Source organism: Bacillus sp. FSL L8-0199 (genome assembly GCF_038005705.1).
Lineage (GTDB): Bacteria > Bacillota > Bacilli > Bacillales > Bacillaceae_G > Bacillus_A > Bacillus_A cereus.
In genome coordinates this window covers 5,064,339-5,080,864 of the sequence record NZ_JBBOTS010000001.1, presented here as the reverse complement: position 1 = coordinate 5,080,864, position 16,526 = coordinate 5,064,339, and the positions used below count along the sequence as shown (strand labels likewise).

Below are 16,526 nucleotides of genomic sequence, written 5' to 3'. Positions count from 1 at the left end.
TTGGCTGTTTTGCAAACTTTTATATCAAAAATGTATAATTAAGAAGGATTAAACTCTCTCCGTAATAAGTGGAGAGAGTTTCCCTTGTTTTCATACGAAAGTAATAGCAATTACATAGAGGTGAAGGAAATGGAATTAGTAGAAATTAGACAGGAATTAGAGAAAATGGCTAAGCGATTAGCGGCTTTTAGGGGGTCTCTTTGACCTCCCTACTAAGGAGAAACAAATTGCAGAATTAGAAGAAAAAATGATGGGCGCAGGATTTTGGGATGACCAACAAGGCGCACAAGCTGTAATTAATGAAGCGAATGCGTTAAAAGATATGGTTGGAAAGTTCCGTCAGTTAGATGAGACGTTCGAAAATTTAGAAATCACGCATGAGCTTTTAAAAGAAGAGTATGATGAAGATTTACATGAGGAATTAGAATCAGAAGTAAAAGGCTTAATTCAAGAAATGAATGAGTATGAGCTTCAGTTACTATTAAGTGATCCTTATGATAAAAATAATGCGATTTTAGAATTACATCCAGGTGCAGGTGGAACTGAGTCACAAGACTGGGGTTCTATGTTATTACGTATGTACACACGCTGGGCTGAAAAACGCGGATTCAAAGTAGAAACGGTTGATTATTTACCAGGTGATGAAGCTGGTATTAAGAGTGTAACTTTATTAATTAAAGGTCATAACGCTTACGGTTACTTAAAAGCAGAGAAAGGTGTACATCGTCTTGTACGTATTTCACCATTCGATTCTTCAGGGCGCCGTCATACATCGTTCGTATCTTGTGAAGTTGTACCAGAGTTCAATGATGAAGTTGAAATCGAAGTACGTACAGAAGACTTAAAAATTGATACGTACCGAGCAAGTGGAGCTGGTGGGCAGCACGTAAATACGACAGATTCAGCAGTTCGTATTACACATACACCGACAAATACGGTTGTAACATGTCAGTCGGAGCGTTCTCAAATTAAAAACCGTGAGCATGCGATGAAAATGTTAAAAGCGAAATTATATCAAAAGAAACTAGAAGAGCAACAAGCAGAATTAGATGAAATTCGCGGAGAGCAAAAAGAAATCGGATGGGGTAGCCAAATCCGTTCTTACGTATTCCACCCGTATTCTCTTGTAAAAGACCATCGTACAAATACGGAGGTTGGTAACGTACAAGCTGTTATGGATGGAGAGATTGATCCATTTATTGATGCTTACTTACGTTCTCGTATCTAATAAGCGAAAAAAAGCCAACGAAATTGTTGGCGCATGCTGAGGACAATAGAGGATATAAAGAATTTGATTCTATTTTTATAGATGAAGTAAAGAGGAAGAGAAGTTGGAAACGACAACTTCTCTTTTTGATGGGATTATATGTAGATTACAATGCTGTATATTGTTTTGTAAAAAGTAGAGAATAGTAAAATAGAGCGGTAATAGGGTAAAGATTTATATAGAACTTTTCTAATTTTCCTTTTAAAAAGGATACTTTATAGAAGTTTTTTAAGTTGTTCACAGAATTGAAACAACTTATGAAAGCTTTATTTTATCAAGGTTCTCACTGTATTTTTGAGGAATATGAAATACACCTTAGTTTTTCTATATAAAGATAATGCTTATAATGAAAATGAGTGTGCTAGGAATAAAAAGAATATCAACAATAGGGAGCGATAGAAGTGAAAAAGAAATTGTTGGCTATTGCGCTAGGGACATCGGTTGTTTTTGCTTTAGGAGCATGCGGAAATAAAGAAGAGAGTAAGTCTTCGAAACAGTCTGCAAGCACAGACAGCGCAGAACAAATTTTCCAAAGAAGTTGTGCGGGATGTCACGCAACAGATTTATCAGGGGCAACTGGACCTGATTTAAGAAAAGTAGGCGGTAAGTACGACGCTACAGATATCGAAGAGATTATTAAAAAAGGCCGTGGTTCAATGTCACCAGGACTTATTCAAGGTGAAGATGCGAAAAAAGTGTCTGAATGGTTAGCTGAACATAAATAAAAAAGGTGAAATGGGCGAGTTGATAATATAGTCAACTCGTTTTCCTTTTTTCTGGTATGTAACATAACTGTAACAAAAATGTATCCAAATTGGAAACCGTTTGATGTTACAATGGGGTTTGTAGAATTTTGCTGAAATATATTACATAGAGTGGTATTGCTTATGAGAAAGCATAAGTAAACTACCTTCAACAAGGATGACTAAATGAAAATGAAGGATGTCTTTTATTTTCAGATGTACAGAAAAGTATTTTGAAAAAAATCATTAAGTATTGGGTGATAAATAATGATAAAAATGACGAATGTTTATAAGGAGTACCCGAATGGTATGAAAGCCATTGCTGGTCTTACAGTTAACATTAAACAAGGTGAATTCGTATACGTAGTTGGACCGAGTGGAGCCGGGAAATCTACATTTATTAAAATGATGTATCGTGAAGAGAAACCATCTACAGGATCTATTAATGTAAATGGACTTACTATCGAAACATTGGCAGAAAGAGACGTTCCGTATTTCCGTCGTCAATTAGGTGTAATTTTCCAAGATTTCAAATTGTTGCCTAAATTAACAGTATATGAGAATGTTTCGTTTGCTTTAGAAGTAATTGAAGAAGAACCGGATGCAATTCGTGAGCGTGTAACAGAAGTTCTAGGTCTTGTAGGCCTTGAAGATCGTGCAGACGCACTTCCAAGTGAGCTTTCAGGTGGGGAGCAACAACGTGTGGCTATTGCAAGAGCAATTGTAAATAGACCAAAGGTTGTAATTGCCGATGAGCCAACAGGTAACTTAGATATTGAAACAGCTCTTGATATTATGAATATTTTTACTCGCATTAATGAGCGCGGCACAACGATCGTTATGGCGACGCATAATGCAGATATCGTAAATACAATCCGTCATCGTGTAATCGCGATTGAAGGCGGAAAAATTGTTCGAGATGAGATTGAGGGAGGATACGGATATGAAGGCTAAGACCCTTAGTCGACATTTGCGAGAAGGTGTAAAGAATCTATCACGTAACGGATGGATGACATTTGCTTCTGTTAGTGCAGTAACAGTTACATTATTACTTGTAGGTGTCTTTTTAACAGCGATTATGAATATGAACCATTTTGCGACGAAAGTAGAGCAAGATGTAGAGATTCGTGTACACATTGATCCAGCTGCAAAAGAAGCGGATCAAAAGAAATTAGAAGAAGATATGAGTAAGATTGCAAAAGTAGATTCTATTAAATATTCTTCTAAAGAAGAAGAGTTAAAACGTTTAATTAAAAGCTTAGGTGATAGTGGAAAAACGTTTGAGTTATTTGAACAAGATAATCCACTTAAAAACGTATTCGTTGTAAAAGCAAAAGAACCAACCGATACAGCGACAATCGCGAAGAAGGTTGAAAAAATGCAGTTTGTTAGTAATGTTCAGTACGGAAAAGGACAAGTTGAACGATTATTTGATACTGTAAAAACTGGTCGTAACATTGGGATTGCGTTAATTGCTGGTCTTTTATTCACAGCGATGTTCTTAATCTCTAATACAATTAAAATTACAATTTATGCTCGTAGTACAGAAATTGAAATTATGAAACTTGTTGGTGCAACAAACTGGTTTATTCGTTGGCCATTCTTGCTAGAGGGATTATTCTTAGGAGTATTAGGATCAATTATTCCAATTGGCCTAATTCTAATTACGTATAATTCGTTGCAAGGTGTGTTTAATGAAAAACTTGGCGGAACAATTTTCGAGCTTCTACCATACAGTCCGTTCGTATTCCAATTAGCTGGTTTACTAGTGTTAATCGGTGCTTTAATCGGTATGTGGGGAAGTGTAATGTCAATTCGTCGCTTCTTAAAAGTATAAAAAGTTGCAAACATAATTCGTACAAGCTTATCATATAGTAGAAATAGGTAAAGGCATCACACACTGTGTGATGCCTTTTGCTACACCACCTGTGTGTTTTGGAAAGGGGAATTCCGCATTGAAACGTAGAGTTGCAATTATTGGAATGGTTGTTGCATTTTTAATTGGTGCTGGCGGAATGTTTGCAGGCATGTCTGTATTTGGGGTTAACCCATCAGAAGTAACGCAAACAATTTCGAGTGGGAATGCTAGCACTGCGCAAGGGAATTTGGCAAAAATTAATGAGGCGTATGCACTAATTGATTCACGTTATGTGGAAGACGTGAAAGATGAAAAGTTAGTTGAAGGTGCAATACAAGGTATGTTGTCTACGCTGAAGGACCCTTATTCCACGTATATGGATAAAGAAACAGCCAAACAGTTTAGTGAATCGCTTGATCCCGAATTAGAGGGGATTGGGGCTGAGGTGAACAAGACGGACGGTAAGCTTATTATCGTATCGCCAATTAAAGGTTCACCAGCAGAAAAGATAGGAATTAAACCGAATGACCAAATTTTATCTGTAGATGGAAACAGTGTGAAAGACTTATCACGTGAAGAAGCAGTATTAAAAATTCGTGGTAAAAAGGGAACGACTGTCGCAATTGAAATTAAACGTGCGGGAGTAACTGATCCGATCGTATTTAAAATTAAGCGTGAAAAAATTCCAATCTTTACAGTGTTTAGTTCTGTGAAGCAAGAGAGCGGAAAAGATATCGGTTATATGCAAATCACTTCTTTTGCTGAAAATACAGCGAAAGAATTTAAGGATCAGTTAAAAGAGTTAGAGAAGAAAAATATAAAAGGCTTAGTTATTGACGTGCGTGGTAATCCTGGTGGCTATTTAAATAGTGTAGAAGATATACTAGGGGAAATTATGACGAATAAAAAGCCGATGCTACAAGTAGAGCAGCGAAATGGTGAGAAGAAGAAATTCTCTACGGAACTGAAAGCGAGAAAACCATATCCAATTTCAGTATTAATTGATAATGGAAGTGCTTCTGCTTCAGAGATTTTAGCGGGTGCGCTGAAAGAAGGAGAAGGATACGATTTAATTGGTGAAAAGACATTTGGTAAAGGTACTGTCCAGCAAGCTGTTCCATTTAAAGACGGCAGCAACATTAAATTAACGATGTTTAAATGGTTAACACCGGATGGGAACTGGATTCATAAAAAAGGAATCGCGCCAACAGTAGAAGTGAAGCAACCAAATTATTATCATGCGACACCAATTCAAATTGAAAAAACACTTTCATACAATTCAAATGATGTACAAGTAAAACATGCTCAAGAAATGCTTAAGAGCTTAGGGTATGTACCAGGTCGTGAAGATGGATACTTTAGTAAAGAGACAGAATCGGCTCTGAAAGCATTCCAAAATGCAAATGAGATGGAAGCGACAGGACAGCTTGATAAAAAGACAGCTGAAGCGATTCAAACTAAAATTATCGAAAAAATTCGTTCTGGAGAAAATGATCTACAATTACAGTCAGCATTAAAATTAATGGCAAAATAAGAAGAAATACAGGCAGTTTGCTGCCTGTATTTTTTTGTGTTAAACAAACGTTTGTTTAGTTATGATAATATAAAAAGAAAGAATGATATAAATGGTGGTGAATGAGTTCATGGAGGCGTGGATTTTTGAAATAATGCGGGCAGTTGGACGTTTTTTCTTACACCCTGCTGTCTATATATTTGTAATAAGTAGTATCTTCGTTGGATACTTACGTATGTTAAGAGAACGAAAAGATTTTTCTTTTAAAGTTTATGATATTTGGTTTGAACTGCGAACCTCTCTATTTGCAGGGATTGGATACGGATTAGTAGTATCTATTATTACGATTGGGCTTGGACTTGTTGTTTCTAAAGCAAGCTTATGGGCCATTTTAATTTGGACGTTATTATTTGGATTAACGGCTATGTATCGATATTTATCGGCAGCTTATACATTTAGCATTGCGATTGTATGTGTTTTATTATCTTCTAAGCTACCAGTTTCCTTCTTACAGCTTCGAGAAGGTGAAGAGAGTACCATTGTATCCCTTGCTATTTTACTAGGCGTTATGCTTATTGTAGAAGGTTTATTGATTTCTAAAAACGCAGTAGGATATTCGACGCCGAGGATTAGGAAGGGGAAGCGTGGATTAAAGATTGGTTTACACGAATCAAAGCGTTTATGGATCGTTCCTATTTTTATTCTTGTACCGGGTGATGCGGTAACACAGTTTATTTCATGGTGGCCTGTCGTTTCAATAGGTTCAAATACATATTCTCTATTCCTCGTTCCATTTTTAATTGGATTTATGAGAAAGATTAAAAGTTATGAGCCGACGGAAGCTTTATTATTTACAGGAAGACGTGTTTATGGATTAGCAGGACTTGTGCTTATTTTAGGAATCGCAAGTTATTGGTGGCACGTACTTGCAATTATCGCGATGGGAGTCGCAATGCTTGGGCGTTTCACAATCTCGATGCAAGAGAAAATTGCCGATGAAACAAGACCAGCATATTTTGCTGCACGCAATGATGGGCTCGTTGTACTAGATACAATTCCAAATACAATTGGAGCAGAGCTGAAATTACTACCTGGAGAAATTATTACGAGAGTAAATGGAGTTATTCCAAAAAGCGCTGAGGAATTTTATGATGCGCTTCAAACGAAGACGACAGGAGCATTTTGTAAATTAGAAGTATTAGATACAAATGGTGAGCTTCGTCTTGCACAAACTGCATTATATGCTGGTGGGCATCACGAATTAGGTATTGTATTCGTTGAGCAGGAGCACGAGTGGGATTCGGAAGCGATGTAATAGAAGGAAAGGTATCACCTTGTGGTGGTACCTTTTTTGTTTTTTGGGGGGAGGATAGTTAGTAAATGAAATTTATATCGGCGATTATCCGAATATATCAGCGCAACTTGAAATATATCGGCGATTTTGCAAATATATCAGCGCAACTCGAAATATATCGGCGACTATTCGAATATATCGACTTTCCAGCAAAAAACGACAACTATCGCAAAGCTTATTTTCAGTTTCATAGACGGATAACTTGAATAATTATTTGATAATGGTTATCATTTAGGGAGTCTTTTTAATTTTGGAAAATGGAGGTAAGATATGCTGCGTAAATTTTTCTCGTACTATAAACCGTATAAAGGTTTATTTATACTCGACTTTTCTTGTGCGGTTGTCGCAGGATTATTAGAACTCGGCTTTCCGCTTATCGTAAATCAATTTATTGATAAGTTATTGCCAGGGCAAAACTGGACGCTTATTTTATGGGCTTGTTTCGGTTTACTCGCAGTTTATATGTTAAATGCAGGCTTACAATATGTCGTTACATATTGGGGACATATGCTTGGTGTTAACATTGAAACAGATATGAGGCAGAAATTATTTGATCATATTCAAAAGCTATCATTCAGATTTTTTGACAATAATAAAACAGGTCATTTAATTTCCCGCCTTACAAACGATTTAATGGAAATTGGGGAAATTGCTCATCATGGACCGGAAGATTTATTTATCGCCGTAATGACTTTAGTTGGGGCATTTTCATTTATGATGATGATTAACTGGAAGTTAGCGTTATTAACGTTCTTCGTCATTCCATTCCTATTATGGTTAGCACTTTACTTCAATAAAAAAATGACAGGTACATTTAGACGTTTATTCTCAGACGTTGCTGATTTTAATGCATGCATTGAGAACAATGTTGGGGGAATTCGTGTTGTACAAGCATTCGGAAATGAAAAGTTTGAGAAAGAGCAATTTGCTGTCAACAACGCTCGTTTCCGTACAACGAAATTAATGGCGTATAAAATTATGGCGTTAAATTCATCGATTAGTTATATGCTCATGCGGCTCGTAACGCTCTTCGTCTTAATATGCGGTACATGGTTTGTTCTGCAAGGAGAATTAACGTACGGTGGATTTATCGGATTCGTTCTATTAACGAATATTTTCTTCCGCCCAATTGAAAAAATTAACGCGGTAATCGAAAGCTATCCGAAGGGAATCGCTGGTTTTAAAAGGTATGTAGAGCTTCTTGAAACAGAGCCTGACATTGTAGACTCTAAAGATGCAATGGAAGTTAAACATGTACATGGTGATATTCAATATAACAACATTACGTTCGGATATGAAAATAAAGAACCAATTTTAAATGACATTAGTTTGAAAATACATGCAGGTGAAACGGTTGCGTTCGTTGGACCATCAGGAGCTGGGAAAACGACGTTATGTAGCCTATTACCACGTTTTTATGAGCAATCATCTGGATCAATTCAAATTGATGGGATTGATACGAAAGATATGACATTATCTTCACTTCGTAAGCAAATTGGAATTGTGCAGCAAGACGTGTTCTTATTTTCAGGAACAATTCGTGAAAATATCGCTTACGGAAATTTAAAGGCATCAGAGCCTGAAATTTGGCAGGCAGTAAAACGTGCGCAGTTAGAAGATTTAATTTACTCACAGCCGGAAGGTTTAGATACTGTTATCGGTGAGCGCGGCGTGAAACTTTCAGGTGGACAAAAGCAGCGTCTAGCTATTGCTCGTATGTTCTTGAAAAACCCACCAATTTTAATATTGGATGAAGCAACTTCTGCACTAGATACAGAGACAGAACTTGCGATTCAAAAATCGCTTGCTGAATTAGCTGTCGGTCGCACAACGCTAGTTATCGCTCACAGACTTGCAACGATTAAAAATGCAGATCGCATCGTCGTTGTAAATAAAGATGGTATTGCAGAACAAGGTTCACATGATGAATTAATTGAGCAAGGCGGAGGATACAGCAGATTATACGAAGCGCAGTTTAGTTCGTAAATATAATTTGTGCTGAATTAGTGCACCATAAGTAGGTAAAAATCTCATATGGGAGGTAATAAAGTATGATTGTAACAACAACGTCTACAATTCAAGGAAAAGAAATTATTGAGTACATCGATATCGTCAATGGAGAAGCGATTATGGGTGCGAATATCGTTCGTGACCTTTTCGCCTCTGTCCGTGACGTTGTCGGTGGTCGTGCTGGCGCTTATGAAAGTAAATTAAAAGAAGCGCGTGACATCGCAATGGAAGAGATGAAAACTTTCGCAAGACAAAAAAATGCAAATGCAATTGTTGGTATTGACGTGGATTACGAAGTAGTTCGCGAAGGGATGCTAATGGTTGCAGTGAGCGGGACTGCTGTCCGCATATAAAGTAAAAAGCCGTGCTGATGCACGGCTTTTTACTTTATATGTCGAAGTGTCAATATTTCTTGGGAAATGTGGAAGGCCCCGTCGATATATAGGGAAGACATCAGAGCGCTTCTTTACATTTTTGAATTTGAGTTAATAATTTTGCGTATTCTTGTTCGAGAGATGTGATGTCATCGTGATGATTTGGAATGGAAATCCGGCTGATGACTTCTGTTAATTTTGTTTGTAATCGTAACAATTCTTGCTCAGTAACGTTTACAGAATCTCCAGTGGTTCTTTTTGTGTATTGCTCGTAATTACCGTGGAAGATTCTTGGTTCACTCTCATCTACTTGTAGAATATGGTCTGCAACAGAGCGAATAAAGGCACGGTCATGGCTAATGAAAAGTATTGTGCCAGGATATTCTTGTAACATGGTTTCTAATTCTTCTTGCGTTGCTAAGTCTAAATAGTTTGTCGGTTCATCTAGCAGAAGCATATTATAGTTTCCTAAAAATACTTTTGCGAGTGCAACCTTCATTCGTTCACCCCCGCTTAGAACGTGCACAGGTTTATGAACATCCTCACGGCGGAATAGAAGTCGTGCAAGTATTGTGCGAACGAATGCTTCTGTATAGTTTGTTTCTTCTAGAACATTTTCTAAAATGGTTTTATCTGTTTTTAAAATAGATAATGTTTGTTCGAAGTATCCAATTTTACAACTTTTCGATAGCTGCATGCCACGCTCGTTTGTGAGAAGCATGTTGAACAAAGTGGTTTTGCCGCTTCCATTTGCCCCTAAAACGGCAAGCTTTGCACCAGGGGCAATAGTTCCATTCATATTTTTAAATAGTGTGCGGTCGCCTATTTTCTTTGTTGCTTTATTAAACTGTACTGCCACTTTACTATGAATCGGTGTATGGTATTGTACGTCAAACTGAGCTTGAGAAAAATCTTTCGGCTTTTCTTTCTTTTCTAATTTTTCGAGGCGTGTTTCTAATGCTTTTGCTGCTTTGCTAACCTGTTCTTGGCCGTGAGCCCCACTTAATTTATACAGTTTAGATTCAGATGAGCTGAACCGTTTTGGGATTTTTGTCATGTTAGAAGCACGTTGCTTTCTTTGTAAAATGGACTGCTCTAAACGATTTTTTTCTTGTACATATTGCTCATACTCTGCTTGTTTTTGTATTCGTTCACGTTCTTTTTGTTTTCGATAGTTGGAATAATTCCCTTTATACTCTTGAATCGTACCGTCTTCAATTTCAATAATTTTAGTACATATATTATCTAGAAATTCACGATCATGTGATATTAAAACAAGAGCCCCTTTATAAGATAAGAGTGCCTTTTCTAATTGCTCTGTACCAACCATATCTAAGTGGCTTGTTGGTTCATCAGCGAATAAAATGCCTGCATCCTGTTCGAGAGCATGGGCAATCTTTAGCCGCATTCGCTCACCGCCGCTCATTGCATCTGTAACATTTGAAATACTCCATTTTCCTTTTGAGAGAGAGGAAGCGGTTTCCGGTAGTTCCTCACTAAGCTGAGGAATGATGCTGATAGAACTATGATGAGTTACTATGCCTCTGTCAGCTTCTATTTCTTTACTTAATATTTGTAATAACGTAGATTTACCAGCTCCGTTGACTCCGACAATTCCTATGCGATCCTGTGCTTGAATTTCCAGTGATGGTAATGTAAATAGTGTGCGATCACCAAAGCTTTTTTCAATATTACTTGCGAATAAAATAGTCATAAAAAAACCTCCCTAGTTTCACTAGAGAGGATAAACGTCGCCCTTGTATGTAAAAAATCGTACATAAATAAACGATTTTTTACATGATCGTTTCGAAAGAAAGTATCGACAAATGGACAGACTAATCCTCTGCTAGTTTTCATCATTTTTGTTCACTATTTGTGATGGATGAAATAAATAAGAGAATTAGAACTTCATTGGTCAAAGTACCTTCCTTTCATAATATTACTTTTATTGTATGCGCATACAAAAGGGTTTGTCAAACTTATTTCTGTTCGCTATTTTTGAATGTATCATTATACAATTGTGCTTTTGTCAGCGCCTCAGCATCGTTTTTAATTTCATCCAGTCCATTCGCATTCCCAATAACATAACCTTCAAATGAAGAGCCAACAAAATCAAAGATATATTGGAATTGAGCAATAAGCGGTAATGCTTTTACCTTTGGGTTGTCCCCGCCAACGATGACAACATACATTTTTTTGCCTTTCATTTTTTCTTTGAAATGAAGGGATGTATCGCGCAAGCTTTGTGACCAGCGATCAACAAAATTTTTCATATGTCCACTCATTCCGTACCAATATAATGGTGTAGCAAAGATAATCGTGTCGTGTTCTAGCATGCGTTTCGTTAACTGCTCATAGTCATCATTTACGGATTGGAATCCTTCTGCATCATGACGTTGGTCTGTAATAGGATAGACGGTATGATCACGCAAATAAATTTGTTCTGTTTCAATGTCCTCTATCATCATATGTGTTAAAGCTTCTGTATTTCCGTTTTGTCTTGAACTGCCATGTATAACAAACATGTAATCACTCCTTTTCTTTTGCATGTTTTAGGAGTGAAACGTGTTTTTGCAAATTCGTTTGGATGTTGGAAAGTAATGTGATTTGCTTTGTTACTTCATTGAGTTTATCTTCGTAAAGTGTAAGGATACTGCTGCACGGATTGTCGTACAGGTGCGGTTCAATTTCAAGGCAGCGCAGCATCCTTGCCGTCTCTTCTAAATTTAAGCCAATTTGTAAGTACATTTGAATAAGCTCCACTTTTTCGATGGCACTTTCATCAAAATCACGGTAGCCATTTGCAAGGCGCTTAGAAGGGAGTAAGCCCTTTTCTTCGTAATGTCTTAGTGATCTTTCACTAATGCCAGTTTCTTTTGATAATTCTCCAATTCGCAATGTATTTCACTCCTTTTACATGTATTGTAAACCTTCACACTAATGTGAAGGTCAACTCTGTTTTTTCGCAAAAGAATCTACATGATTTAAGAACACTTGAATGGCTTTAGATGGAATGAAATATTTACCGCGCACGATGGAAAACGGACGGATTAGTTGTTCATTTGGAACTTCGACGTGGAATAGTTCTTTTGCTAATAGCTCTTTCCGTACAGTCCAATCAGAAAGGATAGCGATGCCAAGCCCGGCACTAACAGCTTCCTTTACGCTTTGGATACTACTGAATGTAAAGAATCGTTTCATTTTTAAATGGTGTTGATGAATAAAGCGGTCACTATAAGCGCGTGTACCAGAACCACTTTCTCTTAATACCCATACTTGATCTTGGAGTGTACTTTCATTTATTTCATTTGTGCGGAGTAATGGATGATTTGGCGGGACGACGAGCTTCATTTCATCTTGCATAAATGTTTCAACATCTACGTCGGCGTATACGACTTGTCCTTCCACTAGGCCGATATCAATTTGATTAGAGCGAAGGCTTTGCAAAACGTCTTCTGTATTTGAGATGAAAGTATGAACTTCGACGTGTGGATTTTCATTCGCATAGTTAGCCAGTATTTTTGGAAGTAAGTATTCGCCAATTGTAAAACTAGCACCAATGCGAAGTGTTCCTGTTACAACGTTATGTAGTTCATTAATTTCTTGTTTAGCATCTTCGTAAAGAGAGAGCATTTGCTTTGCATGTATATATAATATGTTTCCAGCTTCAGTAACTTGGACGTGCTTCGGGGAGCGTTGAATAAGCGTAGTGCCAAATTCGTTTTCTAAGTTGCGTATATGCATACTTACTCCAGGCTGTGAAAGGTTTAATAATTCTGCTGCACGGGAGAAGTGTTTCTGTTCAACGACAGTAACAAAAATTTTTAAAATGTCTACGTTCATATAATGGGCTCCTTTCTTTTTCTATCATCTTATCATAAGTATTTCTGATGATAGAGATTTGGTATTGGTATTTAACTTATTATAGAAACTCTCTTATAATGTAAGTAGAAAGAACATGCATGTTCCAATACGATTATTGGAGTGGTTCAAAATGGAACAAACACTTGTTATACAAAAGAAGAAGCGTTTTGGATTTTCGCAAGGAATTGGGATTACATTATTAATCGCAATTGCCGCGAAATATTTAGCAGAGCTTCCATTTTTAAATATTATGGGACAATTAGTAATTGCTATTCTAATTGGGATGGTTTGGCGCGCTGCAATTGGAGTTCCTCACGATGCGATAGCAGGAACGAACTTTGCGAGTAAGAAGTTGCTGCGCTTTGGGATCATCTTACTTGGAATGCGATTAAATCTTGTTGATATTGCGAAGGCGGGACCAAAAGTATTGGTCATCGCGGCGGTTGTTATTACATTTACTATTTTTGTTGTATACGGACTAACGAAAGTATTTAAAGTAGAAAAGAAACTTGGGATTTTAACAGCATGCGGTACGGCAATTTGCGGCGCAGCCGCGGTCGTGGCAATTGCACCGCAAGTGAAAGCGAAGGACGATGAAACAGCAGTTGGGGCAGCAATCATCGCGATTTTAGGTACCATATTTACGCTTATTTATACGTTATTATATCCAGTGCTTGGTTTATCTCCGTACGGTTATGGTGTATTCTCAGGTGCGACGCTTCATGAAATCGCTCATGTCATCGCAGCTGCGGCGCCAGGAGGAAGTACTGCTGTAGACATCGCAGTTATTGTGAAGTTAACGCGCGTAGCAATGCTTGTGCCAGTAGCGATTTTAATTGGTCTATGGTTTGGTAAGAGTGAAGGTAGCAAAGAAAAGAAATCGTGGCGCGAACTTCCAATACCATGGTTCATTTTCGGGTTCTTAGCGATGAGTGCAGTGCATTCGCTCGGGATTATTCCAGAAGTTGTTGCGGGATACATTGTTGTTCTTGCTTACATGCTTATCGCAATGGCGATGGCAGGGCTCGGTTTAAATGTAGAGTTTAAAACGTTCCGTAAATTAGGAAGTAAAGCATTCGTGGCAGGGCTGATTGGCTCGGTTTGCTTATCGGTTCTTGGATACGTTCTTGTATATGCGTTAGGATTTATGTAGTAGAGGAGAAAGCTGTTCCCGAAGGTATTTGGGGACAGCTTTTTCTTATGATTATAGTAGCGCTACGGATGTCGATATATTTGAAAAATCGCTGATATAAATGGAGTTGCGCTGATATATTTGGGAAATCGCCGATATAATTTAAGTTGCGCTGATATATTAAAAAAATCGCTGATATAAATTGAATTACTCTTGTACTTCGTTAGAGTAGATGTTTAATGAAACGTTTTTCTAAAATTTGTAAAGATATCTTTACTTATAACTGGAAAATATTTATAATTTAAGTAAAGATATCTTTACTTTTGAAGGTGGAGCCTATGGGTGTGAAAAATAAAATAAAAGAGTTAAGAAAGCAAAATCATATAACGCAAGTTGAAATGGCAAAGGCGATGCAAGTGACGCGGCAGACGATAGTGGCGATTGAAAACCATCATTACAATCCGAGTCTAGAGTTATCTTTAAAAATCGCCAAGTATTTTGGAGTGAAGGTGGAGGAAATCTTTACGCTGGAGTAAGGGGAGAGAAAATGAACGATAAGTTTGAGAGATTTCAATTAGAGTAAACGTTTAAATATATAAGGATTGGTTTTGATTTATTAATTAGTATCGCATCAACGAGCGTGTTAGCAACAAAGAATAATAGATAGAAAAAGGGGAACTGGGATGGGATTACCGGTATTATGTGTCGCTACGGCTATTTTTGCTTTGTTTTGGGGAATGCAGAACTTCTCTCGTAATCCAGTACCGAGTATTTGTATTATGCTTGGCACTGTAGGTTTATCATATTATTTATTAATGTCAGCTCATTATCATAAAACAGCAACGAGTGTTGTCGTTGGAGCACTTATTTTATTTTGTGGGCGCGCTGTACAAAAAGGATTACTTCCGTAAGAGCTGTTTATACGAAGAGTATAAACAGCTTTTTGTATTTTTTTTACAAAACGCTTGAAAGTTACGTAACGTCATCTTTTATAATGAGAGGGAAGAGGTGATGGTAGTGATTTCAATACAAGAATTGACGAAAGAAACAGGGGTTACAGTACGTACACTACGTTATTATGATCAAATAGATTTATTAAAGCCGAGCGGAAAAACAGAGGGTGGACATCGGTTATATAGTGAAAATGACGTTATTCGTTTGCAACAAATTTTATTTTTGAAAGAAATGGGATTTTCATTAAAAGAAGCTGCGAATATGTTAGTAAAAGGTGAGCTGGATTTAAAAAATTCGCTTGAAAAACAACTTCGGTTTGTACAGGAAGAACAAAAGAAATTTAATCGAATGGAGCGTGTTTTACAAGCAGTTGTTTATTCGGTAGATGTAGAGGGAGAACTTGATTGGAAAGTTATGTTTGAACTTATTCAGCTTTCAAAACAGTCTCCTCGTATACGTGAAATATTTCAAAATGAAGTATTTTCAAAGGAAGAACAAAAATTGCTTCAGAATTTGCCAAATATGAGTGAGGAAGATCCGAATGTTTTAGAATGGGTAGATTTATTAAAGCAATTACGTACTTTTATGAAAGACGGTAAAGAAGTCGCAAGTGATGAAGTACAAGAGGCAACGAAGAAATTAATGCAGAAATGTTTAGAAATGGCTAATGGTGACGAAGCGTTTTTAGATAAGTTATGGGAAGTTAGAAAATCGAAGGAAGATTCACAGAAAATGAGCATGTATCCAATTGAAGAAGAACTTTTAGCATATATGGATGAGGCTTTTCGTATTTATGATGAAAGGGAGAAGGATAAATGAGTATACTCGCAGAATATCGTTGGTATTTTTTAATTGGGGCAGAAATTGTATTTTGGTTATCAGCTATCGGTTTCTTTTTACTTCGCTACGGATTCCGTTTGAAAAGAGCGAGTTTTATTATGGGGATTGTACTCCTCGTAAATGAAGTATTTATTTTAACTTTAGGGGTAGTGGACTATTATCAAACAGGAAAGTTCTCTAACTTTCAGATTATTACTGTAATCATTTTATTATATGCAGTTTTCTACGGGAAAAAGGATTTAAAGAAGCTTGATATATTTGTACAAAAATCAGTTGCGAAATGGCGTAATGAACCGGCGCCTATTATTGAAGAACAGGTAGAATTAACAGGTATGGCCTATGCAAAGCAGGAAATAAAAAATTGGGTATTACATCTTGTTTTATTCGTTGGTGTGCACATATTCTTTTTCTTCGCGTATGGATTTATTCCATTTGAACAATGGGGTAATTGGTTAGAATCGGGAATCGTTTTAAATAAAGCTGCAAGTCGCGTGAGTCAAGTGTGGGCGATTATATTTTTAGTTGATACAGCGATTTCATTTTCATATGTGATTTTTCCGAAGAAGGAGAAAGGAAAAGAAAAGCTACTTTCATAGTTGAAAGTAGCTTTTCTGGTA

The 16,526-nt window shown here is 37.0% G+C and carries 17 protein-coding genes; 13 read left to right on the top strand and 4 right to left on the bottom strand.

Annotated features, from left to right (window positions below):
• The first annotated feature begins 129 nt into the window (after positions 1-129).
• From prfB to NST86_RS26300, 8 genes are all read left to right on the top strand, one after another.
• Positions 130-1,228, top strand: a protein-coding gene (prfB, locus tag NST86_RS26335) for a peptide chain release factor 2 (RefSeq protein ID WP_096001716.1) whose coding sequence is annotated in 2 segments (ribosomal slippage) — positions 130-201 and positions 203-1,228 — 1,098 coding nt in all. Because the reading frame shifts where the segments join, the coding sequence is not laid out codon by codon here.
• 440 nt (positions 1,229-1,668) lie between these two features.
• Positions 1,669-1,992, top strand: a complete 324-nt coding sequence (cccB, locus tag NST86_RS26330) for a cytochrome c551 (RefSeq protein ID WP_103622726.1) — start codon at positions 1,669-1,671, stop codon at positions 1,990-1,992.
• A gap of 285 nt (positions 1,993-2,277) precedes the next feature.
• The gene (ftsE, locus tag NST86_RS26325) at positions 2,278-2,964 is read left to right on the top strand and encodes a cell division ATP-binding protein FtsE (RefSeq protein ID WP_000594321.1); all 687 of its coding nucleotides are present in this window, start codon (positions 2,278-2,280) and stop codon (positions 2,962-2,964) included.
• A complete protein-coding gene (ftsX, locus tag NST86_RS26320) occupies positions 2,954-3,847 on the top strand; it encodes a permease-like cell division protein FtsX (RefSeq protein ID WP_000645027.1) in 894 nt (297 codons plus the stop codon). Before ftsE ends, ftsX begins: the two co-directional genes overlap by 11 nt.
• A gap of 118 nt (positions 3,848-3,965) precedes the next feature.
• Positions 3,966-5,402, top strand: a complete 1,437-nt coding sequence (locus NST86_RS26315; RefSeq protein ID WP_445661331.1) for a S41 family peptidase — start codon at positions 3,966-3,968, stop codon at positions 5,400-5,402.
• Positions 5,403-5,511: 109 nt separating this feature from the next.
• Positions 5,512-6,696, top strand: a complete 1,185-nt coding sequence (locus tag NST86_RS26310) for a PDZ domain-containing protein (RefSeq protein ID WP_140159118.1) — start codon at positions 5,512-5,514, stop codon at positions 6,694-6,696.
• 309 nt (positions 6,697-7,005) lie between these two features.
• Positions 7,006-8,721, top strand: a complete 1,716-nt coding sequence (locus tag NST86_RS26305; protein WP_044795027.1) for an ABC transporter ATP-binding protein — start codon at positions 7,006-7,008, stop codon at positions 8,719-8,721.
• Between the two features lie 65 nt (positions 8,722-8,786).
• Positions 8,787-9,098: a heavy metal-binding domain-containing protein gene (locus NST86_RS26300; RefSeq protein WP_000637523.1), complete on the top strand. Its 312-nt coding sequence runs from the start codon at positions 8,787-8,789 to the stop codon at positions 9,096-9,098.
• A 100-nt stretch (positions 9,099-9,198) separates the two neighbouring features.
• Here NST86_RS26300 and abc-f read toward each other — a convergent pair whose 3' ends face one another.
• From abc-f to NST86_RS26280, 4 genes are all read right to left on the bottom strand, one after another.
• Positions 9,199-10,833, bottom strand: coding sequence for a ribosomal protection-like ABC-F family protein (gene abc-f / locus NST86_RS26295; RefSeq protein WP_227593299.1), 1,635 nt, complete (start codon positions 10,831-10,833; stop codon positions 9,199-9,201).
• Positions 10,834-11,098: 265 nt separating this feature from the next.
• Positions 11,099-11,644: a flavodoxin family protein gene (locus NST86_RS26290; protein WP_000497613.1), complete on the bottom strand. Its 546-nt coding sequence runs from the start codon at positions 11,642-11,644 to the stop codon at positions 11,099-11,101.
• Between the two features lie 4 nt (positions 11,645-11,648).
• Positions 11,649-12,017 (bottom strand): MerR family transcriptional regulator, encoded by a 369-nt coding sequence (locus NST86_RS26285; RefSeq protein ID WP_227593300.1) that lies wholly within the window; start codon positions 12,015-12,017, stop codon positions 11,649-11,651.
• A gap of 51 nt (positions 12,018-12,068) precedes the next feature.
• Complete coding sequence (locus NST86_RS26280) at positions 12,069-12,962, bottom strand: LysR family transcriptional regulator (RefSeq protein ID WP_001099987.1); 894 nt, start codon at positions 12,960-12,962, stop codon at positions 12,069-12,071.
• A 151-nt stretch (positions 12,963-13,113) separates the two neighbouring features.
• Here NST86_RS26280 and NST86_RS26275 point away from each other — a divergent pair, with 151 nt between their 5' ends.
• The 5 genes from NST86_RS26275 (at position 13,114) to NST86_RS26255 (ending at position 16,505) form a co-directional block, all read left to right on the top strand.
• Positions 13,114-14,136 (top strand): YeiH family protein, encoded by a 1,023-nt coding sequence (locus NST86_RS26275; RefSeq protein ID WP_000438432.1) that lies wholly within the window; start codon positions 13,114-13,116, stop codon positions 14,134-14,136.
• 317 nt (positions 14,137-14,453) lie between these two features.
• On the top strand, positions 14,454-14,651 hold the full coding sequence (locus NST86_RS26270; RefSeq protein WP_000538364.1) for a helix-turn-helix transcriptional regulator: 198 nt from the start codon (positions 14,454-14,456) through the stop codon (positions 14,649-14,651).
• Positions 14,652-14,798: 147 nt separating this feature from the next.
• Positions 14,799-15,026, top strand: a complete 228-nt coding sequence (locus NST86_RS26265) for a hypothetical protein (RefSeq protein ID WP_016118883.1) — start codon at positions 14,799-14,801, stop codon at positions 15,024-15,026.
• 100 nt (positions 15,027-15,126) lie between these two features.
• On the top strand, positions 15,127-15,888 hold the full coding sequence (locus tag NST86_RS26260; protein WP_000260337.1) for a MerR family transcriptional regulator: 762 nt from the start codon (positions 15,127-15,129) through the stop codon (positions 15,886-15,888).
• Entirely contained in the window at positions 15,885-16,505 is a 621-nt protein-coding gene (locus NST86_RS26255; protein WP_000025225.1) for a hypothetical protein, read from the top strand. Before NST86_RS26260 ends, NST86_RS26255 begins: the two co-directional genes overlap by 4 nt.
• Positions 16,506-16,526: the final 21 nt, after the last annotated feature.